General features: G+C 70.3%; 18 protein-coding genes and 1 pseudogene. 10 read left to right on the top strand and 9 right to left on the bottom strand.

The features are described 5' to 3' along the window. Window positions 1–320 precede the first annotated feature (320 nt). Both AB0M02_RS33375 and AB0M02_RS33370 read left to right on the top strand, forming a co-directional pair. Window positions 321–968, top strand: coding sequence for a DUF4360 domain-containing protein (locus AB0M02_RS33375; protein ID WP_364234207.1), 648 nt, complete (start codon window positions 321–323; stop codon window positions 966–968). Window positions 969–1,107: 139 nt separating this feature from the next. Beyond that, complete coding sequence (locus tag AB0M02_RS33370; protein WP_364234204.1) at window positions 1,108–4,431, top strand: family 16 glycoside hydrolase; 3,324 nt, start codon at window positions 1,108–1,110, stop codon at window positions 4,429–4,431. Window positions 4,432–4,467: 36 nt separating this feature from the next. Here the strand turns inward: AB0M02_RS33370 and AB0M02_RS33365 are convergent, their stop codons facing one another. The 3 genes from AB0M02_RS33365 to AB0M02_RS33355 are packed head-to-tail and all read right to left on the bottom strand — an operon-like array spanning window position 4,468 to window position 7,794. Then, entirely contained in the window at window positions 4,468–6,393 is a 1,926-nt protein-coding gene (locus tag AB0M02_RS33365) for a CotH kinase family protein (RefSeq protein ID WP_364234202.1), read from the bottom strand. Next, a complete protein-coding gene (locus AB0M02_RS33360) occupies window positions 6,386–7,219 on the bottom strand; it encodes a polyphosphate polymerase domain-containing protein (RefSeq protein ID WP_364234199.1) in 834 nt (277 codons plus the stop codon). Before AB0M02_RS33360 ends, AB0M02_RS33365 begins: the two co-directional genes overlap by 8 nt. Then, window positions 7,216–7,794: a DUF4956 domain-containing protein gene (locus AB0M02_RS33355; protein ID WP_364234198.1), complete on the bottom strand. Its 579-nt coding sequence runs from the start codon at window positions 7,792–7,794 to the stop codon at window positions 7,216–7,218. Before AB0M02_RS33355 ends, AB0M02_RS33360 begins: the two co-directional genes overlap by 4 nt. A gap of 150 nt (window positions 7,795–7,944) precedes the next feature. On the opposite strand from AB0M02_RS33355, the gene AB0M02_RS33350 reads away from it, so the two are divergent. From AB0M02_RS33350 to AB0M02_RS33340, 3 genes are all read left to right on the top strand, one after another. Beyond that, entirely contained in the window at window positions 7,945–9,474 is a 1,530-nt protein-coding gene (locus tag AB0M02_RS33350) for an MFS transporter (RefSeq protein ID WP_364234197.1), read from the top strand. 133 nt (window positions 9,475–9,607) lie between these two features. Then, window positions 9,608–10,318 (top strand): VOC family protein, encoded by a 711-nt coding sequence (locus AB0M02_RS33345; protein ID WP_364234196.1) that lies wholly within the window; start codon window positions 9,608–9,610, stop codon window positions 10,316–10,318. A 70-nt stretch (window positions 10,319–10,388) separates the two neighbouring features. Continuing rightward, window positions 10,389–12,155 carry an RICIN domain-containing protein gene (locus AB0M02_RS33340; protein ID WP_364234193.1) on the top strand — a complete coding sequence of 589 codons (1,767 nt, stop codon included), beginning with the start codon at window positions 10,389–10,391 and terminating at the stop codon, window positions 12,153–12,155. Here AB0M02_RS33340 and AB0M02_RS33335 read toward each other — a convergent pair. The 3 genes from AB0M02_RS33335 to AB0M02_RS33325 all read right to left on the bottom strand — a co-directional run bounded on the left by AB0M02_RS33335 (window position 12,143) and on the right by AB0M02_RS33325 (window position 15,097). Next, window positions 12,143–13,351: an MFS transporter gene (locus AB0M02_RS33335; RefSeq protein ID WP_364234192.1), complete on the bottom strand. Its 1,209-nt coding sequence runs from the start codon at window positions 13,349–13,351 to the stop codon at window positions 12,143–12,145. The two genes, AB0M02_RS33340 and AB0M02_RS33335, sit on opposite strands and share 13 nt — an antisense overlap. A gap of 20 nt (window positions 13,352–13,371) precedes the next feature. Continuing rightward, window positions 13,372–14,439 (bottom strand): hypothetical protein, encoded by a 1,068-nt coding sequence (locus tag AB0M02_RS33330; RefSeq protein WP_364234190.1) that lies wholly within the window; start codon window positions 14,437–14,439, stop codon window positions 13,372–13,374. A gap of 79 nt (window positions 14,440–14,518) precedes the next feature. After that, window positions 14,519–15,097 (bottom strand): TetR/AcrR family transcriptional regulator, encoded by a 579-nt coding sequence (locus tag AB0M02_RS33325; protein ID WP_364234187.1) that lies wholly within the window; start codon window positions 15,095–15,097, stop codon window positions 14,519–14,521. Window positions 15,098–15,205: 108 nt separating this feature from the next. Between AB0M02_RS33325 and AB0M02_RS33320 the strand changes: the two genes are divergently transcribed. Beyond that, complete coding sequence (locus AB0M02_RS33320; protein ID WP_364234186.1) at window positions 15,206–15,763, top strand: hypothetical protein; 558 nt, start codon at window positions 15,206–15,208, stop codon at window positions 15,761–15,763. A 1-nt stretch (window position 15,764) separates the two neighbouring features. After that, complete coding sequence (locus tag AB0M02_RS33315) at window positions 15,765–17,177, top strand: NAD(P)/FAD-dependent oxidoreductase (protein WP_364234184.1); 1,413 nt, start codon at window positions 15,765–15,767, stop codon at window positions 17,175–17,177. A 60-nt stretch (window positions 17,178–17,237) separates the two neighbouring features. Here the strand turns inward: AB0M02_RS33315 and AB0M02_RS33310 are convergent. Next, window positions 17,238–17,642: pseudogene (locus AB0M02_RS33310) on the bottom strand (peptidase M23); the annotation flags it as partial. 103 nt (window positions 17,643–17,745) lie between these two features. Here AB0M02_RS33310 and AB0M02_RS33305 point away from each other — a divergent pair. Beyond that, window positions 17,746–18,483, top strand: a complete 738-nt coding sequence (locus tag AB0M02_RS33305) for a lysophospholipid acyltransferase family protein (RefSeq protein ID WP_364234182.1) — start codon at window positions 17,746–17,748, stop codon at window positions 18,481–18,483. On the opposite strand, the gene AB0M02_RS33300 is transcribed toward AB0M02_RS33305, so the two are convergent. Beyond that, on the bottom strand, window positions 18,455–18,916 hold the full coding sequence (locus AB0M02_RS33300) for an Lrp/AsnC family transcriptional regulator (RefSeq protein WP_364234180.1): 462 nt from the start codon (window positions 18,914–18,916) through the stop codon (window positions 18,455–18,457). The two genes, AB0M02_RS33305 and AB0M02_RS33300, sit on opposite strands and share 29 nt — an antisense overlap. A gap of 111 nt (window positions 18,917–19,027) precedes the next feature. Between AB0M02_RS33300 and AB0M02_RS33295 the strand changes: the two genes are divergently transcribed. After that, complete coding sequence (locus AB0M02_RS33295; protein WP_364234179.1) at window positions 19,028–20,242, top strand: amino acid permease; 1,215 nt, start codon at window positions 19,028–19,030, stop codon at window positions 20,240–20,242. Here the strand turns inward: AB0M02_RS33295 and AB0M02_RS33290 are convergent. After that, entirely contained in the window at window positions 20,166–20,693 is a 528-nt protein-coding gene (locus tag AB0M02_RS33290) for a DoxX family protein (protein WP_364234177.1), read from the bottom strand. The genes AB0M02_RS33295 and AB0M02_RS33290 overlap by 77 nt on opposite strands. A 106-nt stretch (window positions 20,694–20,799) precedes the next feature. Here AB0M02_RS33290 and AB0M02_RS33285 point away from each other — a divergent pair, with 106 nt between their 5' ends. After that, complete coding sequence (locus tag AB0M02_RS33285; RefSeq protein WP_364234175.1) at window positions 20,800–21,732, top strand: LysR family transcriptional regulator; 933 nt, start codon at window positions 20,800–20,802, stop codon at window positions 21,730–21,732. Window positions 21,733–21,741: the final 9 nt, after the last annotated feature.

Raw genomic sequence — 21,741 nt, 5'->3', positions numbered from 1 at the left:
TCTGGAGTCATTCCAGTGGATCAATTAACGGGTCCGCGACAACGGTAGTGGGGCGCGCTGCATGGACACAAGCCATTGACGTCTGTCGAAGCCTTATATAACCCGTGAACGGCCGCGCCGATGCACGGCAAAAAGGATATATGCTTAGATAAGATGAGAAGAAGCGTCCAGATTCGCCCGCCTAAATCCTCCTTTGCGGCAAACGGCCCTCTTTCTCGAACCGCATCAAGAATCGCTTTATTGCGACTGCGGCTTATTGACGACATTGATGTGCATCAATACCGTGACACCGGCCCGCTCCCGCCACAGAAGGGGATTAAATGAAAACGTTGTTAACGCGTGGATGTGTCGCCCTCGCGTTCCTCGCGTCCTCGCTGGTCATCGCATCGCCGGCCGCGGCCCGCAGCATCGTGACCGATCCGCCCGATGATCACATCGCCATCGAACTGGTCGCCATGGCGGGCTCCGGCTGTGCGCCGGGCACCGCCGACGTGGCGGTCTCGCCGGACAACACGGCGTTCACCGCCATCTACAGCAACTACCTGGCCCAGGCCGGCCCGTCCGTCCCGGTCACCGAGAACCGCAAGAACTGCCAGCTGAACGTGCTCGTCCACGTGCCCTTCGGCTTCACCTTCGCGATCGCCAAGGTGGACTACCGGGGATACGGGTTCCTGCAGCGGGGTGCTGTCGCCCAGCAGCGGGCCAACTACTACTTCCAGGGCATGACCCAGGGCAGCTACGTGAACCACCCGATCACCGCGCCGCTGGACGACAACTGGATCGCCACCGACGACGTCCCGATTGCCGCGCAGGTCTTCCGCCCCTGTGGTGAACTGCGCAACCTCAACATCAACACCGAGCTGCGGGTCGCCAAGGGGACCTCCACCGACGTCAGCTACCTGACGATGGACTCCACCGACGGCAGCATCGAGACGGTCTACCACTTCTCCTGGAGGCGGTGCCCGTAACCCTCGGGGGCTTCGGTCCCGCGTCCCGTAACTTTCGTCGCTAGACACAAAAGTTGTTTACTTTCCTTCAAAAGCGCTCTAGCGTAACTCCGCACATCGGCAGAAGTCGATGTGCGGAGTTCGTGTCTGGAGCCGCTCCATGAAGAGATCGGTGCTGGTGCCCGCCGCCGTCCTGGCCGGCGCCCTCCTCCAAGCCCCTGCCCACGCCGCCGTTCCCCCGCAGGAACCCGGTGTCACCCTGCGCACATTCGACCTGCAGACGTCGCGGGACTCGATCTGCACCCTGAAGCCCGGCCAGACCCCCAACATCGACAAACGCATGCCGGTGATCAACTGGACGACCGCGGCCGACTTCGGCCTCGAGGACCGCTTCCAGTCCGAGGTGACCGGCAACCTGAACATCTCCGCGGCCGGCACCCATCAGTTCCGGCTGACCAGCGACGACGGCTCCCGGCTGGTGATCGACAGCGCCCTGGTGATCGACCACGACGGGGCGCACGGCGCCACCGCGAAGGAGGGTGCCGTCAACCTGTCCGCCGGCTACCACTCCCTGCGCCTGGACTACTTCGAGCGCGGCGGCGGCCAGCAGCTCACCCTCGAGTGGCGGCCACCGGGAGCGAGTGCTTTCGCTGTCGTCCCGGAGAGCGCTCTCAGCACCGACGCGGGCGTCGTCCGGGTGACCGCCCCCGGCCGCAAGGAGTGCGAGTCCGCCGCGGACAGCCCCGGCGACGGCCTGCCGCTCACCTCCGTGCACCCCGGTTACACGCTCACCAACCTGCGCCCGTCCGGCTTCCAGCCGCAGGTCAGCGCGATGGACTGGTTCCCGGACGGCCGGCTGGCGATCGCCACGTGGGGCGGCAGCGAGACGACCGTCGGCGAGGTGTACGTGCTCAGCGGCGTCACCGGCACCACCTCGCCGAGCCAGGTCACGTACCGGAAGGTCGCCACCGGCCTGCGCGAGCCCATGGGTCTGAAGATCGTCGACGGCAAGATCTACGTCTCGCAGAAGCACGAGCTCACCGAGCTGAACGACACGAACGGCGACGGGGTCACCGACCAGTACCGCAGGGTCGCCACCTGGCCGTTCGGCGGCAACTTCCACGAGTTCGCGTTCGGGCTGCTCTACAAGGACGGCTTCTTCTACCTGAACCTGTCCGTCTCGATCAACCTCGGCGGCGCCACCACCGACCCGCAGGGAGCGACCGACCGCGGCACCACGCTGAAGATCAACCGGTCGACCGGCGCGGTGCAGTATCTCGCCGGCGGGCTGCGTACCCCGGACGGGATCGGGTGGGGTCCCGAGGGCGACATCTTCGTCACCGACAACCAGGGCGGCTGGCTGCCCGCCTCGAAGCTGGTGCAGATCAAGCAGGACCGGTTCTTCGGCCACTACACCAACCCGGACGGGCGGTTCGACGGCCAGCCGGTCACCGAGCCGGTGCTGTGGCTGCCGCAGAACGAGATCGCCAACTCACCGAGCACCCCGCTGATGCTGGACACCGGGCCGTACGCGGGGCAGATGCTCTTCGGCGACGTCACCTACGGCGGTCTGCAGCGCGCGTTCCTGGAGAAGGTCGGCGGTCAGTACCAGGGCGCGGTCTTCCGGCTCACCCAGGGGCTGGAGAGCGGCGTGCTGCGGCTCAGCCAGGGACCGGACGGCGCGCTCTACGTCGGCGGGCTCGGCGCGGGCGGTAACTGGGGGCAGGAGGGAAAGCTGACGTACGGGCTGCAGAAGCTCGCCCCGAACGGCACCTCCGTCTTCGACATCAAGGCCATGCGGGCGGTCGCGGGCGGGTTCGAACTCGAGTACACCCAGCCGGTCTCCGCCGCCACCGCCGCGAACTACCGGGCGACACAGTGGCGGTACGTGCCGACTCCGGCGTATGGCGGCCCGAAGGTCGACGAGGAGCAGCTGGCGGTCACGTCGGCCACGGTCTCCGCCGACCGCCTCAAGGTGACGCTCAAGGTGGCCGGGCTCAAGGCGGGGCGGGTCGTGCACGTACGCTCGCCGCGCCCGTTCACCTCGGCCGCCGGCGCGTCACTGTGGAGCACCGAGGCCTGGTACACGCTGAACAGCCTGCCCGACGGCACGACGCTGCGGACCGATCGCGTCGAGGCGGAGAACTCCGGGCTCAGCGGCACCGCCGGGGTGGCGTCCGACCACACCGGATACACCGGGAACGCGTTCGTCGCGGGTTTCGGTGCGGTGGGTGCGGCGGCAACCTTCAGCGTGAACGTGCCGGCCGCCGGCTCGTACCCGATCTCCTTGCGTTTCAGCAACGGCCCGAACCCGTCGGCGGGCGCCAAGACGGTGAGCCTCTACATCAACGGGAGCAAGGTGCGGCAGGTCAGCCTGCCCGACACCGGAAACTGGGACACCTGGGCCGTCAAGACCGACACGGTGACGCTGCGGGCCGGCGGAAATACGATCTCTTACCGGGTCGACACCGGGGACGTAGGCCACGTCAATCTGGACAATTTGGCCATCGGGGTCGGCGGCGGCACGGGGACAATAACCGGTGTTTCCGGCAAATGCCTTGATGTTGACAACGGCGGCACCGCCGACAAGACCAAGATCCAGCTGTACACCTGCAACAACTCGTCCTCGCAGAGCTGGACCCGCTCCGGCGACACGCTCCAGGCGCACGGCAAGTGCCTGGACATCGACAACGCCGGCACCGCCAACGGCACGAAGGTGCAGCTCTACACGTGCAACGGCAGCGCGGCGCAGGTCTGGCAGCCGCAGGCCAACGGCTCGCTGCTCAACCCGCTCTCCGGCAAGGTCCTCGACGCCGCCGGCGGATCGAGCGCGGACGGCACCCAGATTCAGATCTGGGAGTGGGCCGACGTCGCACAGCAGCGCTGGACGCACAACGGGACCAGCCGCGTCACGCTGTTCGACGGCGGTCACCTCGGTTCCTTCCAGACCGCCACCGGCGGCACACCGACGTGGCCCGTCTCCGGCGGTTCGGCCGAGGTTCTCGGTGGGGACGTCAAGACCAAGCAAGCGTACGGGGACTTCAAGCTTCACCTGGAGTTCTGGCTGCCCAACCTGCCCGCGGACGTGACCGGCCAGACTCGCGCCAACAGCGGCGTCTACCTCCAGGACCGGTACGAGCTCCAGGTCCTCGACACCTTCGGCAAACCGGTTCTGGCGAACGACGAGTGCGCCGCGATCTACCAGAAACGCGCACCGTCCACGAACGCCGGCACCGCCCCGGAAACCTGGCAGACCTACGACATCACGTTCCGCGCGGCCCGCTGGAACGGCTCCACCAAGACCGAGAACGCCCGCGTGACCGTGCTCTGGAACGGCCAGACCGTCCACGACAACATCGAGATCGACGGCCCGACCGGCGGCGGATCCCCGGAGACTCCGGCAGCCCTGCCACTCCGCCTCCAGGACCACGGCGACCCCGGCGCCAACGTCCGCTACCGCAACATCTGGATAGAACCGGCGTAGCCCTGGGGCCCCCGGCCACGGCCGGGGGCCCGTTTCTCAGCTCGCGGTGCAGGTCAGCGCTGGTGCGTTGTTGGTGCCGGACCAGGAGCCCAGCAGGCCGAAGGTGGTGCTCGCGGCGGCGGCGAGGGTGCCGTTGTAGGTCTCGTTGCGAGCGGTGACCGTCGAGCCGCTGCTGGTCAGGACCGCGTTCCAGCCCTGGCTGACCCGCTGGCCGTTCGGGAAGGCCAGCGTGACCGTCCACCCGTTGACGCGGGCGGTGCCGGCGGTCACGCGGACCTCGCCCTGGAAGCCGCCGGTCCACTGGCCGATCGGGGTCCAGGCCGCGGTGCAGCCGGCCGCGGGCGGCGGCGTGGAGGTGGACGGTGACGCCGAGGGTGAGGGTGAGGGTGACGTCGTGCCGCCCCAGGCTGACGGGCCGTCGAGCCAGGTGGCGCGCTGGGTCATCCAGTTGCGCATCACCTGGACCTGGCCGGACCAGGTGGGTGTGGTGTCGGTGACGAACGGGCCGATCATGCGGCTGCCGAGGTTGGGCCAGCGCTGGAAGTTGCGCTGGGCGGCGGCGGCCAGCGGTGCGGTCAGGGCGTCCACCCGGCTGTTCAGTGACGCGGAGGAGAGGAGGCCGCGGCGCAGCGACTGCCACCGGGCCTTCAGATCGTTCTGGAAGCTCGGATCGGCGAGCAGGATCTGGAACCAGTCGTTGGCTTGAGGGGTACGGGTCTGCTGGTACTGCCATCCGGCGGTCTGCTCGTTGCCGAAGAAGCCGCCGGTCCCGAACGTCAGGTCGTAGTCCCACAGCGGGCCAGCCACGATCGGGCCCTCCCGGTCCTTGTAGAAGTACGTGCTGCGCAGGTAGGAGTCCATCTCGCGGCTGAGCTCGTTGAGGATGACGAGATCGACCCAGGATTTCGTGTCGATCCACGTCCGATGGTTCGCCGGTGAGCTGTGCAGCATGTCGTGGAACTGCTGGAGATACTGCGTCAGCCAGGCCCGCTGCTGGGCGTTCAGCGGTGACGGGTCCTCGACCTCGAGGTAGTTCCAGCAGGTGGCCGCCGGCCCGGTGCAGGTCAGCGTGGGCTCCTCGGCGGCGAGCCACTCGAACTTGAAGATGTAGCCGCCCGCGATCTTGGGCAGCGTGGTGTCCTCCTCCTCGAGCTGCTTGAGGTCGAGCCGGTTCTTACTGTTCTTGATCGTCTCGACGAGCATGTAGACGCCCTGATAGTCGGCCGCGGCCACCGGCGCCGAGTCGGTGTTCAGGTAGAGCTCCACGAACCGGTAGCGCGGCGCCACCATGCCCATCTCGCGGCCCAGGTCGTAGACGAGCGCCTCCCGGACCAGCGACTTGTCGCTGAACGGGCCCCGCAGCACCCAGTCCGAGTCGGCCGGCATGCCGAGCACCGGCAGGTCGGCGTCGTCGTCGCTGTCGTCGCGGAACTCGAGCCGGTACGGCGCCTTCTCGAACATGGCCGACGACTGGCCACGCAGGTGGATGCCGGTGCGGGTCGCGACGGCCGGCGCCGCCGAGAGCGACGTGCGCCCGGACGTCGTGTCGAAGACCATGGTGGCGGCGTCCACGTAGTCGCGACCGGGTTTGCCCTTGCCGTACACGTCGATCAGCATCAGCGGCAGGTCGTGCTGGGTGTCCACGGCGCGGGCCACGTACAGGGCGGTGGCGGGTTCGCCGGCGGGTGTGCCGTTCGCGTACGGGCGGGCGCGCAGCTGGGTGGTGCCGGTCAGCGTCAACGGCCGGCCGGGATAGACCGGGGACGTCGCCGCCGGTGCGGTCCCGTCGGTGGTGTACCGGATCTCGGCGCCCGCGATCGCGGTGTTCAGCGAGACCGCGACCGAACCCTGGAAGGTGCCGCTGGGCACGGAGAACGTGACGTCACCGGCGGCGGAGGCCGGTGCCGGGACGAGGATCGCGAAGACGGCCAGGACGACGGCCGCGACGATGCGCCTACCCATGGAACAGTTCCTCTCTCGCAGCGGTGAAATGCTTGCGGAGCACCCGGCGCCAGGGCGCGGCGGGCAGGTCGGCCCGGAGCGCGGCGAGCCCGGTGGCGTACTTGGAGATGGCGACCGGGCGGTGACCCCGGTGCCACAGGCGGCGGTCGGCGCCGGACGCGGTCGAGCCGGTCTTGGTCTCCACGATCGCGACCCCGGGCAGCCACAGCTCACGCCCGCCGTCGCCCCCAACCCCAACCCCAATTCCGTGTGGAGTTCGGGTTTGTATGAGGGCCGAACTCCACACAGCGGTCCACCGCAGGTCGGTGTCGACGGTGACGCGGCTGTCGCCGGGCAGCAGCAGCGCGAAACGCAGGTAGGCGGTGCGCAGCGTCGGCGCGAGTCCGGCGTGGTCGGTGGCGGTGACGCCGTGCCGGGCGAAGACGTCGTCGAGGAACTCGCCGGCCGGGTCCTGCCCGGGTACGTGCGGCGCTCGATACTTGACCGTGCTGCCGCGGGGACCCGGAACCTTGACCTCCAGCCAGTGCGAGCTCGAATCCACGTACGTCCTGGTCCTGACCTTGAATCGGCGCCGGTGCCGGTGAGCGGTGCGCAGGTAGCTGACGAGATCCGGAGTGTCGAGATAGAGCGACTCGTAGGTGAAGTGCCGGACGCCGCCGATCTCCAGCACCCGTGCCTCCGGCGCCAGGCTCTCCAGCAGCCACCGGGCCTCGCCGACCGGCACGATGTACTTGCGGTCGAACCGGCTCTGCAGGGCCGCGCGCTCCTCCATCTCGGCCAGCTCGACGTTTCTCAGCGCGGCCAGCTCACCGAAAGTCTCGGTCATCGGTGCACCGCGAGGGCGGCCGGGCGGAGCGTTCCGGTGTATCGGACGTCGACCACGGTGGAGTCGTTGATCAGGTCGACGCGGAGCAGGCGCGCGGAGGAGACCTTGGCGCCGAGCAGTTCCTCCAGCCGCCGGGTCAGCTCGTCCTCACTGGTCACGATGGAGTCGAGGACGATGATCTGCTGGCGGTAGCGGCCTAGCATCCAGCGGCTGTCGACGATCGCGAGCACGACGATGATCAGGCCCATCAGGGCGATGTTGCGCCAGATCGAGACGGTCTCCAGGGCGCCGAGCAGGCCGAGGGCCAGGGCGGAGAAGAAGTACGCGACCTCGTGCTGGTCGAGCTCGGTGGAGCGCAGCCGAATGATGGACAGCACGCCGAACAGCGCGAATCCCAGCCCGAGTCCGGTGCCGGCGTCGCTCGTGCGGAGCGCGTCGGCCACGGCCAGCACCCCGATGTTGACGGCGAAGTAGGCCACCACCAGGTCACGGCGCCGGTGCCGTGGGAAGTACAGGCCGAGCACCAGCACGGTGATGCCCACCAGTTCGGCGCCGAGCAGGGCGAATTCCGACATACGCCGTCCTCCTCAGGTCTTCAAAAGTTTCGGTTAACATCCGGAACTTTGAGGGGAGGCTAGGGTGAACAATAGGTAACTGTCAATGTCTTGGGTGTGGCGGACCGTGTCCTCTAGCGAAACGTTGTTTCCCTCTGGCAGGATGCCCGCATGATCGGGGTCAGGGAGGTGGCGGCGTATCCGGGGCGCCCGCCGGTCACCGTGCGCCATGGTGCCGCGGCGCCGTTCGGGTGGTGGCCGGCGATCTGTGTGGCGCTGGTGGCCGCGATCGATCGCATCGAGTACAACCTGCTGGCCGGTGCTCTGCCGACCATTCAGGAGGAGTTCGGCTTCTCGGACAGCGCGGCCGGCGCCATCGCCACCGCCGGCGCGCTGGCCGCGATCGTGCTCCTGCTGCCGGCCGGCCGGCTGGCCGACACCGGCAAGCGAACGTGGACGATTTCGGCCATCGTGGCGGTCTGGGCGCTGCTCACGGTCGGCACCGGCCTGGCCGGCTCCTACGCCGCGCTCTTCCTGGTCCGGATGTTCCTTGGAGCGGCCGGGCAGCTCTACAACCCGCCGTCGTCGAGCCTGCTCGGTGACCTGTACCCGGGACCCGGGCGGGCCCGCGCCTACGGCTACGAGCGCATGGCCTACTTCGCCGGCCTGCCCGTCGGCGTCATCGCCGGCGGCGCACTCGCCCAGACCGTCGGCTGGCGCACCGGCTTCTTCCTGGTAGCCGTCCCCGGCCTCGTCATCGCCCTCCTGGTCCTCACCGTCCGCGAACCGGTCCGGGGCCTCGGCGACAGCCTCTCCCGCTGGTACGCCACCACACCCTCTCCCGAGACCACGCCGGCGTCCCCTCCCGCCACCGTGCCCGCTTCCGCGGCCTCGCCCCTTCCGCCCGCTGGGCCCACCCCGGGCGCCGCGCCGGCCGAACCTTCGCCGGGCGCCGCGCCGCCGGCTGGGGCTGCGCCGCCGGCTGGGGCTGCGCCGCCGGCTGGGGCTGCGCCGTCGGCTGGGGCCGCCCCGCCGGCGGGGGACTCGCCGGGTGCCGTGGGGTCGGGCGGGGGTGGGTCGATGCGGGCTGAGCTGGGTGTGTTGTTGCGGATCCGGACTCTGCGGTCGGTGATCGCCGGACTGAGCATTCTCTTCTTCGGGCTGGGTGGGCTCTTCTTCTGGATGCCGTCGTTCTATGCCCGCGAGTTCGGCCTTCCGGAGGCGTCCGCGGCGGCCGTCGGAGGCGGCGCCGGGCTGGTGGGCATCGTCGCCGGGATCCTGGTGGGCAGCTGGCTGGGTGATCGGCGGCACCGGCAGCGGGTCGCGCTGGGTGGGTGGTCGCTGCTCGTGGGCACCGCGTTCCTGGCCGCCGCCGTCACGATCCCGGTCCTGGGGCCGCAAGCGGTGGCTTTCACCCTCGCCAACGCCGGGTTCGCCGCTGCCATCGCCAACCTCACCGCCGCCAACGCGGACGTGGTGGCGGCGCACCGGCGCGGCCTGGGCTTCGCCGTACTCCAGATGCTCGTCACCCTCGGTGGCGCCCTCGGCCCCTGGCTGATCGGGGTGGCCTCCGACAGCACCGGTTCGCTGCGCTGGGCCTACGCCGTCGTGCTGCTCCCACTCGTCATCGGCAGCCTCGTCGTTCTCCGGGGCCGCCACACCTACGAACAGGACGCCGCCGCCGCTCTGGGCGACCGATAGCGGTCTCGGGGTTTCCGGGTGTGAGGGTGCCCATGCACCCCGCCCGTTCTCCCCGGGAGGGCCCGAGGGTGACCATGCAACCAGGCGGGCAAATGGTGGTGAATTTCGGCATGATGAAGCCGGGAGGTGCCTGATGATCGGCACGTTGCGGACTGTTGTTCTCGATGCACCTGATGTTCGGAGGCTGGCCGCGTTCTATGCCGCGCTCGGTGGGTGGAGTGAGCGGTACGCGGACGATGAGTGGATCACGATGGGGACGCCGGACGGGTGGCGGATCGCGTTTCAGCGCAGTCCGGACCATGTGCCGCCGCGGTGGCCGGATCCCGCTCACCCGCAGCAGTTCCACCTCGATCTGCGGGTGCCGGATCTCCGGGAGGGATCGTCGAAAGCGGTCGGGCTCGGTGCTCGGCTGTTGCGGGAGAACGAGAGCTGGTACACGCTCGCGGACCCGGCGGGGCACCCGTTCGACCTCTGCCTGTTCCCGGCGAATCCGGAGCCCACGGTGATGGGTGTGATGCTGGACTGCCCGGATGCCGGGGAGCTCAGCGCGTTCTACGCCGAGCTGCTCGGCAAGGCTGTCACCTACGAGGGTGAGGGCATGGCGATGATCGGTGAGGAGGGCGCCCAGCCGGTCATGTTCCAGCAGGTCAGCGACTATCAGGCGCCGCGGTGGCCGGATCCGGCGTATCCGCAGCAGTTCCACCTCGACGTCACGGTCGAGGACATCGAGGTCGCGGAGCCGGCGGCGCTGAAGATCGGGGCGAGTTCGCTGGGGGTGGCGGGGGAGAACTGGCGCGTCTACGCGGACCCGGCCGGAAAGCCGTTCTGCCTCTGCTGGGACTGAAATTTGTTGTCGGGCCGGACGGGGCGCATCTACATCGGTGCATGTCCCGTCCGTCCGAAGGGATCCCCTCATGCGACAACGGATTTCCGTCCTCGCCGTCGGTGTGCTCGCCGCCGGTCTGATCACCGCCGTCAGCCTTCCCGCTGACGCCGCCGTCGCCCCGGTCAACGGCGGCACCTACACGCTGGTCTCCGGTTCCAGCGGCAAATGCCTCAATGTGTCCGGATCGGTGCTGGTGCAGCTCGCCTGTGCGCCCGGTGCCACCCAGCAGCAGTTCAAGGTCACCGCTCAGGGTGGCGGGTTCGCGCTGAGCGCCGTGAGCAGGTGCGCCGAGGCCGCCGCGCAGATCGCCGCCAACGCCTGCACGGGCGGCACGAGCCAGACCTGGACGTTCACCGCTTCCACCGCGGTGTCCGGAAAGTATCTGGTGCGCAACGCCTCCTCGGCGCTGTGCATGACGAACAGGGACGCCAGCACCGCCGGGAACAACCCGATCGTCCAGCAGACCTGCACGGACGCTTCGCAGACGCAGTGGGCCTTCAACCTCGTCTCCGCACCCGGCCCCGGCCCGGCCGCGGCGTTCCCGGGCGCCGCCGGTCCCGCGATGTACGCGACCGGCGGCCGCGGTGGCGACGTCTACCACGTCACGAACCTGACCGACAACGCGACCGGTCCTCAGGCGGGATCGCTGCGCTACGGGATCACGACGGCGCCCGCCACCGGGCGCACGATCGTCTTCGACGTGGGCGGCACGATCAAACTGTCGCCCGGCGGCCGGCAGGGCTGGCTCACCATCGGCGCCCGTAACCTGACGATCGCGGGCCAGACCGCTCCCCGGCCCGGCATCACGATCATGGGTCAGGCCACGAAGGTGACCGGCAGCAACATCGTGATCCGGCACCTGAAGTTCCGTCCGGGGCAGGACCAGGCCAACCCGGGTACGGCGACCAACGACGGCATCTGGATCACCGGTGACAACGTGATCGTGGACCACGTCTCGGTCAGCTGGTACGACGACGAGGGCATCAGCTCCAGCGACGGCGCCGGGCAGGTCTCCGTCCAGTACGCGATCGTGTCCGAGGGCCTGAACTACAAGGGCCACGGGTACGGCGCGCTCGTCGGCAGCGACGTGACCGGGTCGAACATCGCGTACCACCACAACCTTTTCGCGCACAACGTCAGCCGCCTGCCCCGGCTCGGCAACGAGACCGGCGCGGTCAACAACGTCGAGTGGAGCAACAACGTCGTCTTCGAGGGCAAGGGTTACAGCGGCGAGAATCAGCTCGCCAACGCCAACTTCGTGGGGAACACGTACCTGCGGCACAACTCGAGCAACGCTGAGGTCTTCACCGGTGCCACCGGGACGAGCGCGTACCTGTCCGGGAACCGGGCCGACTACGACGGCGACTCGAACCTGGCCAACGGGCAGGACATCGCCTGGGACCGGTTCGTCTCGGTGCCGGCGCACAGGTCCACCCGCTTCGCCGTGCCGAACATGACGACCGAGTCGGCGCCGGCCGCGCTGACCCGGGTCCTCGACCGGGCCGGGGCGTTCTGGTGGGCACGGGACGCGGTCGACGCCAGGATCGTCAGCGAGACGCGGTCGACGACCGGGACGCTGATCTCGTATCCGAACTCGTCACAGTGGAACGCGCTGTGGAACGCCGGCCAGGTGAGCGGCCCGAGCGGCTGGGACACCGACCGCGACGGCATGCCGAACAGCTGGGAGACGGCGAACGGGTTCAACCCGAACGCGGCGGACCACAACGGTGACGCGGACGGGGACGGGTACCGCAACATCGAGGAATACCTGGACGCCGCCGCTCAGGGCGCCTGACCGGAGCCTGCTCTGGTGATGCGGCCGAACGACCGCATCGCCAGAGCTCCGGCGAGCGGGCCCGGCACGAGCAGCCAGAACGCCCAGCGCCAGCCGGTCAGGTCGGCCACCACGGGTACGAGCTGAATCGTGACCACCGTCAGCGCGAAGCCGATCGCCGTCTGCGCGGTGAGGGCGGTACCGACGTAACGCTTGTCGGCGACCTCGCTCAGCGATGTCGAGAAGACGCCCGAGTCCGCGATCACCGCCGCGCCCCACACCACCCCGAGCACCGCCGTCGCGGCCGGCGGTGCGGTGAAGAACAGCGGCGACACCAGGCAGCAGGCGCCACTGACCACGAGCGCGGTGGTGGCGGCACGGGAGCGGCCGAACCGGTCCGCGGCCCATCCACCGGCCAGGCATCCGGCCACCCCGGCGACACCGATGGCCACGAACGGCAGCAGCCCGGCCGTCGCGTCCGGCCGTCCGGTCCGCTCGGCGGTGCCCGCGATCAGGAAGCTGGGCAGCCACGTCCACAGGGCGTAGAGCTCCCACATGTGCCCGAAATAGCCGAGGTTCACCAACCGGGGCCCGCGCTGTCCGAACATGGTCAGGGCATAGCGAGGGTACGGCGGAGCGCCGTGCCCGAACTGCGGCCCCTCCCGTACGAGCAGTGCCGCCACCAGCGCGCTCGCCACCGCACAGCCGGCTGCCGCGAACATGACGCCGCGCCACGGCAGCTCGCCCAGCCCGCCGATCAGGTGCGGCAGCGCCGAACCTAGCGTCAGCGCGCCGATCATGACGCCGAACGCCATGCCGCGCCGCTCCGGCCGTACCCAGGACGCGGTGAGCTTCATCCCGACCGGGTAGACGCCGGCCAGGAACACCCCGGTGAGGAATCGCAGCGGCACGGCGGCGGCCAGGCTGTCGACGGCGAACGCGAAGACGGCGGTGCAGGCGGCCGCGAGTGCCGCGCTGACCGCCATCAGCAGGTGCGCCCGGACCCGGTCGGCGAGGTTCAGGGCCGTCGACGTGACGGCGCCGGCCACGAAGCCGAGCTGCACCGACGCGGTCAGCCACACCGATGCCGTGGCGCTGATCCCCCACGACTCGCGCAGCGCCGGGACGACGGCCGAGGCGGAGAACCAGACCGCCATCCCGAGCACCTGGACGAGGGCTACCAGCGCCCGCTGCACACCGGGCCGGACGAGAAACATCCCGTCACGTTAGATGACCTTCAGGAGGAGCAGACCCGCAGCGGGCCGACCCTCGCGTCGGTGGGGAAGTTGGTCGCGGCCACGGACCAGCCGCCGAACGCGTGTGCGGCCGCCTCGGGGTTGTTCGGCGACGGCGTCCCGTAGCCGACGTCGACCGTGATCCAGCCGGACCAGGTCGCGCCGCCGTCGAACGAGGAGTTGCGCCAGATCGGGCGGACGGGTGTGCGTACCTCGCCGCCGCGGACGAACACCGCCAGCTCGCCGGAGCCGGTCGCGGCGGCACCGGGCTCGGAGACGGCGCCGCCGGGCGGTCCGGCCAGGTCGAACCACGGTGTCCACGACGAGCCGTTGTAGGAGATGCCGAAGACCCGCGAGCCGGTGCCGCGGACGAACACGTCGACCAGGCCCGGTCCGCGCGACACCGCGATCGGGTCGACGGCGAACCGTCCGCCGAGACCGACCCAGTTGCCCCAGGTGGAGCCGTTGCGCTCCAGGTAGTAGAGGTCGTCGGCCTGGCCGCGGGTCACCACGGCGATCCGGCCGGGACCCGCGGAGACGGCGATCGGGCTGGACGTCAGCACGCCGCCGAGGCTGGTGTGCGGGCCCCAGGCGCCGTTGACGTACTCCAGGAAGTAGAGCTGCTTGTTCGTGCCCCGGTAGAAGACGATGAGGTGACCGGGGCCGGCCGAGACCGCGTCCGGGTTCCAGGTGAGCTTTCCGCCGAGGTTCTGCCAGCCGGTGGCGACGCCGTCCACGAACTGCATGACGTAGAGGGCGTCGTCGCCGCCCCGGACGAACACCGCGGAGTGTCCCGCGCCCCAGGAGACGGCACCGGGTTCGGAGCGGGACACGCCGCCCAGGTCCTGGAAGCCGAGCACGGTGTTCGTACGCGGGTCGATCTGGGTGCGGGAGACGTTGCCGGTCAGGCCCGTCTTGAAGATCTCGACCGGCCCGTCGGCCCGGGCCGCCAGCCCGGAGTCCTTGTTGTCGCCGCGGACGAGCTCGGTGCAGGTGGTGGCCGCGGAGGCCGATGCCGGGACCAGCAGCGCGGCGAGCAGGCCGGTCACGACCGGAAGAACGGTGCGCATGTTCTCCTCCTCTGTTGTCGGTGAGGAGGAGCGTGACCGCCGCCGGGCTGCGGAAAGCTTGCGGTTTTGTTGCGGCGGGTCAGGCCCCGCGGATGCCGTGGATGCGGACCAGCCCGTCGACGCCGCGCAGGAAGGTCTCGCAGATCAGCGCCGGGTCGAAGAGGCAGCCGGCGGCCATGGCCCCGTCGCGCAGCATGACGAAGTGCTGAGCGGCGGCCGAGGCGTCGGTCTCGTCGACGCGTGCCATCAGGCCGGTGATCGTGTCGAGGAACCACGCCCGGTGCGCCTGGACGGCCTGGTGCACGGGGTGACCGGGGTTCGGGAACTCCGCCACGGCGTTGAGGAAGGCGCAACCGCGGAAGCCGCGCGACCGGATGCCGTCGGCGATCGACTGCGCGACGGCCCGGACCGCGTCGGGTGCCGCCGGGCTGTCGGCGAGGGCCGTCTCCACCTGGTTGCGGATGGCCCGGTCGGCCTCGTGCAGGTAGGCGACGACGAGGTCGTCCTTGCCGGGGAAGTGCCGGTAGAAGGTGGCCCGGGTGATCTTCGCGCCCGCGATGATCCGGTCGACGCCGACCGAGTGGATCCCCTCCGCGTAGAAGATGCCCGCCGCCGTGGTGAGGAGCCGGACCCGTGCGTCGGAATCGGTGCGCGCCATGTGATCAGGTTAGCAGACAGAACGTTCGTTCTTGACAAGCCGCACCGCCCGGCCCCATCGTGGTGCCAGAGAGAACGAACGTTCTGTCTCCCGCCTGAGAGGATCACGATGACCACGATCGCCGCACCCGGCATCTCGACGACGGCGGCCGCCCTGCGCCGGCTGTATTTCGTACGCTTCGCGTTCGCCATCGTCTGGGCCCTCGTGATGTTCACGACCGCCGACCACATCGGGGTGCTCGCCGGCACGCTGCTCGTGCTCTACCCGCTGTTCGACGTGGGTGCCGCGGTCGTCGACGCCCGCGCGTCGCGCGCCACCTCCTCGCCCACCCTGCTCTACCTCAACATCGCCGTCAGCCTCCTCGCCGCCCTCGGCCTGGCCATCGCCGTCACGTCCGGCATCCCCGGCGTCCTGCGGGTGTGGGGCGCGTGGGCGATCCTGGCCGGGCTGATCCAGCTGGTCGTGGGCGTCACCCGCCGCTCGATGGGCGGTCAGTGGCCGATGATCCTCAGCGGTGGCATCTCGGTGCTCGCCGGTGGTTCGTTCATCGCCGGCTCCGCGGCGGCCGACCCGACCTTGGCGAACGCGATCGGCTACGCCATCCCCGGCGCTATCTTCTTCCTCATCTCGGCAGTGCGCCTCGGCCGCGCAGCGAAGGGAGCCTGACATGGGGGACGCGACCTACGACGTCGTCGTGATCGGGGCGGGGCCGGTCGGGGAGAACGTCGCCGACCGGGTCGTGCGGGGTGGGCTGACCGCCGCCGTCGTCGAGCGGGAACTGGTCGGCGGTGAGTGCTCCTACTGGGCCTGCATGCCGACGAAGGCCCTGCTGCGCAGCGCCGCCGCGCTCCGGGCCGCCCGTGGGCTGCCGGGCGCCCGCGAGGCCGTCACCGGTGAGCTGGACGCCGCGGCCGTGCTGCGCCGCCGGGACGACTTCGCCTCGCACTGGACCGACGACGGGCAGGTCGCCTGGCTCGAGTCGGCGGGGATCGCGCTGCATCGCGGTCAGGGGCGCGTCGTCGCCGAGCGGGTCGTCGAGGTGACCGGCGCGGACGGCACCACCACCACGCTCACCGCCCGGCACGCGGTCGTCGTAGCGACCGGGAGCGGCGCGCTGGTCCCGGACATCGCCGGCCTCCGCGAGGCCGAACCGTGGACCAGCCGGGAGGCGGCCGCCGCGAGCAGCGTTCCCGCCCGGCTCGCCATCATCGGCGGCGGCGTGGTGGCGACCGAGATGGCGACCGCCTTCACGAGCCTGGGCTCCGCGGTGACCCTGCTGATCCGCGACGGTGTGCTGCCGCAGGCCGAGCCGTTCGCGGGTGAACTGGTCGCGACGTCGCTGCGGGAGGCCGGTGCCTCGGTGCGTCTCGGGGTGGAGGCCGAGTCGGTGACCCGCGACGGCACCGTGCGCGTCACCCTCACCGGCGGCGAGCAGGTCGAGGCCGACGAGGTGCTGGTGGCGGTCGGCCGCACGCCGAACACGCAGGACATCGGCCTGGACAGCGTGGGCCTGAAGCCCGGTGACTGGCTCGCGGTCGACGACACCATGCGCGTTCGCGGGTACGACTGGCTGTACGCCGCCGGCGACGTGAACCGGCGCGCACTCCTCACCCACCAGGGCAAGTACCAGGCCCGGGCGGCCGGCGACGTCATCGTGGCGCGGGCCAGGGGAGAGGCCGTCCAGGACGGCCCGTGGGGCAGGCACGTCGCGACGGCCGACGAGCGCGCCGTGCCGCAGGTGGTGTTCACCGATCCGGAGGTCGCGTCGGTGGGACTGACCGCGGCCGCCGCCGAGGCTGCCGGGCTGCGGATCCGGGTCGTCGACTACGACCTGGCCGCCGTCGCCGGGTCCGCGCTGCACACCGACGGCTACGCCGGGCACGCCCGGATGGTCGTGGACGAGGACCGGCGGGTGATCGTCGGTGTCACGTTCGCCGGTCCGGACGTCGCGGAACTGCTGCAGGCCGCCACGATCGCGGTCGTCGGTGAGGTGCCGCTGGACCGGCTGTGGCACGCGGTCCCGGCGTACCCGACTGTCAGCGAGGTCTGGCTACGGCTGCTGGAGGCGTACGGGCGCTGACTCGGTGCAGGTCACGGTGGCGCCGAGCGTCTCGACGAGTTGGGTGGCGTCGCGCGTGTGCTTCGCGTACGCCTCAGGAAAGGCCGAAATCTGAACGGCCTGGGCGGCTTCGGTGAGCCGCATCTTCTCCCAGCCCCTGATCTTGAGCAGTTTGTCGTAGAACTTCCCGGTCTGGTAAGCCGGGTCGGAAAGCTGCTTCGGCGTGCCCCAGCCCTGGCTCGGCCGCTGCTGGAACAGCCCGATGGAGTCCCGGTCACCGCCGCGCAGATTGCGCAGGCGGGACTCCTGCAGGGCGGTGGCGACCGCGATGACCTGCCCCTGGACCGAAACCCCCCGCTCGTTGCCGATGGTGACGATCACGCGCACGTTCTCCAACTGCTCGTCACTCCAGCCCTTGACAGCGGGAAGGGTGGGGGTGCAGGCGGCGTCGGCACGCAGCAGGGGACTGAGGACGAAGCCGGCCACTACGGCAACGGCGATCACGAAGAGCGAGCGCACGACCGGGAAGGGTACCGGTCGTGATCCATCCGGCGTGGACCGAGGTCAGCGAGGATGAAAGGATGGCCGCATGCTGCGGGTTTTCTCGGTGGCGTTCTGGGCGTTCATCGTGATCACCTGCCCGGTGTTCTTCGTCGGTGCGGTGCTGGTGTGGCTCGTGACGCTCCCCTTCGACCGGCGCCGGGTGGCGCTGCATCTCTACTCGTCGGCCTGGGCCGCGTTCTACGTCTACATCTGCCCTCTGTGGCGGCTGCGGGTCGAGCACCGCGACCGGTTGCCCTGGCACGGCGCCGCGGTGCTGGTCGCCAACCACGCCTCGCTGATCGACATCCTGGTGCTGTTCGCGCTGTTCCGGCCGTTCAAGTTCGTCTCCAAACAGGAGATCTTCCGGGTGCCGGTGATCGGCTGGAACATGCGCCTCAACGGGTACGTGCCGGTGCTGCGCGGCAACGCGTCGTCGGTGCGGCGCATGATGGATCTCTGCGACCGGCTGCTGGCTTCCGGCTCCCCGCTGATGATCTTCCCGGAGGGCCGGCGCACCTCGGACGGGACACTGCAGCCGTTCAAGAACGGTGCGTTCGATCTCGCGGTCAAGCACGGCGTCCCGGTCATCCCGATCGCGGTCCACGGCACCCGGCGAGCCCTGCCACGCAAGGGATTCGTTCTCCGGGAGCACATCAGAGCGCGGGTCGAGGTGCTGCCGTCGCTCGCCCCGGCGGATTTCTCCGATGTGCACGCCTTGCGCGACGCCGCCCGGGAAGCGATCGCGGCCAGGGGAGTCACACGGGAAGAGGACCCCGGCTCTTGATCGTACGGATCGCGAACGTGCTGCGCGCGTCCACGACGTACGGGACGGCCAGGAGCTGATCGAGCAGGATGCGCTCGTAGGCGGCCAGTGACGGCGCCGCGATCTCGACCAGGAAGTCGGCCTCTCCCGAGATCAGGTAACAGGCGACCACGGAGGGGATCGCGGTCAGCGCGGCCTCCACCCGCACCGAGGTCTCCTGGGCGTGGCCGGCCACCTTCAGGTGCACGAAGACCGTCAGTTGCAGGCCGAGCCGTTCCCGGTCGAGTTCGGCCCGGTAACCGGAGATCACCCCGTCCTGTTCCAGGGCACGCAGGCGGCGCAGGCACGCCGACGGTGACAGGGACACGGCCTCGGCCAGCTCGATGTTCGGGATGCGGCCGTCGACCTGGAGACGGTTCAGGATCGCCCGGTCGGTGGAGTCCAAAGATGGCATCACAACATCATGCCGCGATACCGGGAAAATGACGCACGAAGTTGCGTGAAGGCGCCGGATCGAGCTCATCTTTGCCATCGCGTGGCGCGGCGAAACGCCAATCATTGCGTCATGGACACGATCGGCACCGCTCGCGGGATCGCCCTCTACGTCGGCGCTCTGCTCGGCCCCGGCCTGCTCGTCCTGCCCGGTCTCGCGGCGGCGGCCGCCGGGCCGGCCTCGATCCTGGCCTGGGCCGGCCTCCTGATCCTTTCCGGACTCGTCGCGGTCGTCTTCGCACAGTTCGGCGTCACCCACCGGTCGGCCGGCGGCGTGGCCGAGTACGTCGCCGCCGGACTCGGCGAGCGGGCGGGCCGGGCGGCCGGGTGGTGCTTCCTGGCCGGGATCATCACCGGTGCGCCGATCGTCTGCACCATGGGCGCCGGTTACCTGACCGCCGATCCCGCACGCCAGGCCCTGCTCGGCGGCGCGCTGCTGGCGCTCGTCGTCACGGTCAGCCGGCGTGGACTGCGGGCGTCCACCGGCGTACAGATGGCTCTGGTCGTCGTTCTGGTTCTGGTTCTCGTCCTTGCCGTGGGTGGCGCGCTGCCGAGCTCCCACGCCGCGAACTTCCGGCCGTTCGCACCGCATGGCTGGTCCGCGATCGGCAGCGCCGCGGCCGTGCTCATGCTGTCGTTCATCGGATGGGAGGCGGTGGCGCCGCTGACCGGCCGGTTCGCCGACCCGCGCCGGCAGCTGCCCCGGGTGATCGGCGCCGCGTTCCTGATCACCGCCGTCGTCTATCTGGCGCTCGCCTCGGTCACGGTCGCCGTCCTCGGCCCGCGGGCGGCCACCGGCGTCCCGGTCGCCGCGCTGCTCACGTACTCGATCGGACCGGCCGGCCACGTCGTCGCCGCGGCCGCCGCGGTGCTGCTGACGCTGGGCGCGGTCAACACGTATCTCACCGGCGGCGCAGCCCTCGCCGGCCCGGCCCGCTGGTTCTGGAGCGGAATCGTCGTCTCCGGTGTGGTGATCCTGAGCCTGCTGGGCCTCGGGCTGGTCCCGGTGGCCGGCGCCGTGGCGGTCCCGGTGTCGTTCTTCGTGGTCGTCTATCTCGGCTGCATGCTGTCGGCGGTCCGGGTGATGTCCGGCGGCCTGCGGGTGATCGCCCTGGCCGCGGCCGTGGTGAACGTGATCGTTCTCGGGTTCACCGGAGCGGCCGCGGTCCCGGCGCTGCTTCTGGCGGCTGTCGCCGTCAGCCCTGTGTCATTCAGCCCTGCGTCATCGAGTACCAGGTCGGCACGATCATGGTCAGCGTCACGATGGCCAGCACCGCGGCGGCGATGAGCGCCCGCCGGGTGGTGAGCGGCTCCGGTGCGAGGGGCCGGCGGTCCGAGCGGCCCACCGCGATGAACACGGCGCCGGCCGCGAGGACCAGGTTCACCGGCACCAGCGAGTACTCGCCTCGCACGATGTGGAAGCCGGCCGCCAGGACCATCGTCAGGGTCAGGCCGGCCGCGGCGAGCGGCGTCAGCCGGGGCCGGACCCTTGTGAGAGCCGGCAGGATCAGGCCGATGCCGCCGAGCAGTTCGCAGACTCCGATGAAGACGATGAGCGGCTGCGGCACCGCGCCGAACCAGGCCACCGACTGGGGTGCGTCCGCATAGACGGCGTCGTCGGCGAGCAGCACCTTGCCGAACCCGTTGCCGGCGAAGAAGAAGCCCCACAGGATCTGCAGGGTCCAGAGGACACCGTTGAGGGTGAGACGGAGCTGGCGGGTCGTGACTGTCGCGTTCATGGCTGTTCTCCCTGTCAAGAAGTTGAGCTCAGCCTCCCGTCCGCCACCACGGACCCACATCCGTGGCGACCACGGAAACCACCACCGAGTGGTGCATGATCGGCGGATGGCGGTGCCCCGCGATCAGCCGGCCGAGAGCCTTGGCAGGCTGGACCTCAATCTGCTCGTCGCGCTCGACGCGCTGCTGCGGGAACGCAGCGTCACCCGGGCGGCGGGACGGCTCAACCTGACGCAGCCGACCCTGTCCGCCTCGCTGCGGCGGCTGCGCCGGCACTTCGGCGACGAGCTGCTCGTACGCGTCGGCAACGACCTCGAACCCACGCCGCTGGGCGCCTCGCTCGGCCCGCTCGTGGCGACCGCCCACGCCGTGGTGTCGCGGGTGTTCGCGGCCACCTCGCCGGCGGACCCGGGCTCGTCGTCGCGGGAGTTCACCCTGATCGCCTCGGACTACGGCGCCTCGGTGGCCGGACCGCCGCTGGCCCGGCTGCTGGCGGCGGAGGCACCGGGCATGCGGGTGCATCTGCGGCAGGCCAGCCCCACGCAGTACGTGCCGTTCGAACAGCGACTGCGCGAGGTCGACGGCCTGCTCATGCCGCACGGGCTGCTACCGGCGGCGATGCCGCACCTGGACCTCTACACCGACCGCTGGGTGGTGGTGACCGCGGACGACAACCCGCGGGTCGGTGACCGGCTGAGCCTCGCGGAGCTCCGCGGCCTGTCGTGGGTGGCGACGTTCTCCGACGGCGGCTCCGGTACGGCGGGGTGGCGGCATCTGCGCCTGCTCGGTGTCGAGGCCGCGGTGCAGATGATCGTCGACAGCTTCCTCGCCGTCCCGCTGCTGCTGGAGGGCACCGAGCGGGTCGCGCTGCTCCAGGAACGGCTGGCCCGCCGGCTGGCGGCCCGGGGCGGCCTGCGCCTGCTCGACTGCCCGTTCGAGGTGGTCCCGCTGGTGCAGGCGCTGTGGTGGCACCCGGTGTACGACCGGGACCCGGAGCACGTGTGGCTGCGGGAACGCCTGGCGGCGTCGTTAGCGGAATAGACGGCGTCT

The sequence above is a fragment of the Actinoplanes sp. NPDC051861 genome, from assembly GCF_040681145.1.
Lineage (GTDB): Bacteria > Actinomycetota > Actinomycetes > Mycobacteriales > Micromonosporaceae > Actinoplanes.
This window is presented reverse-complemented; position numbering and strand designations above follow the sequence as displayed.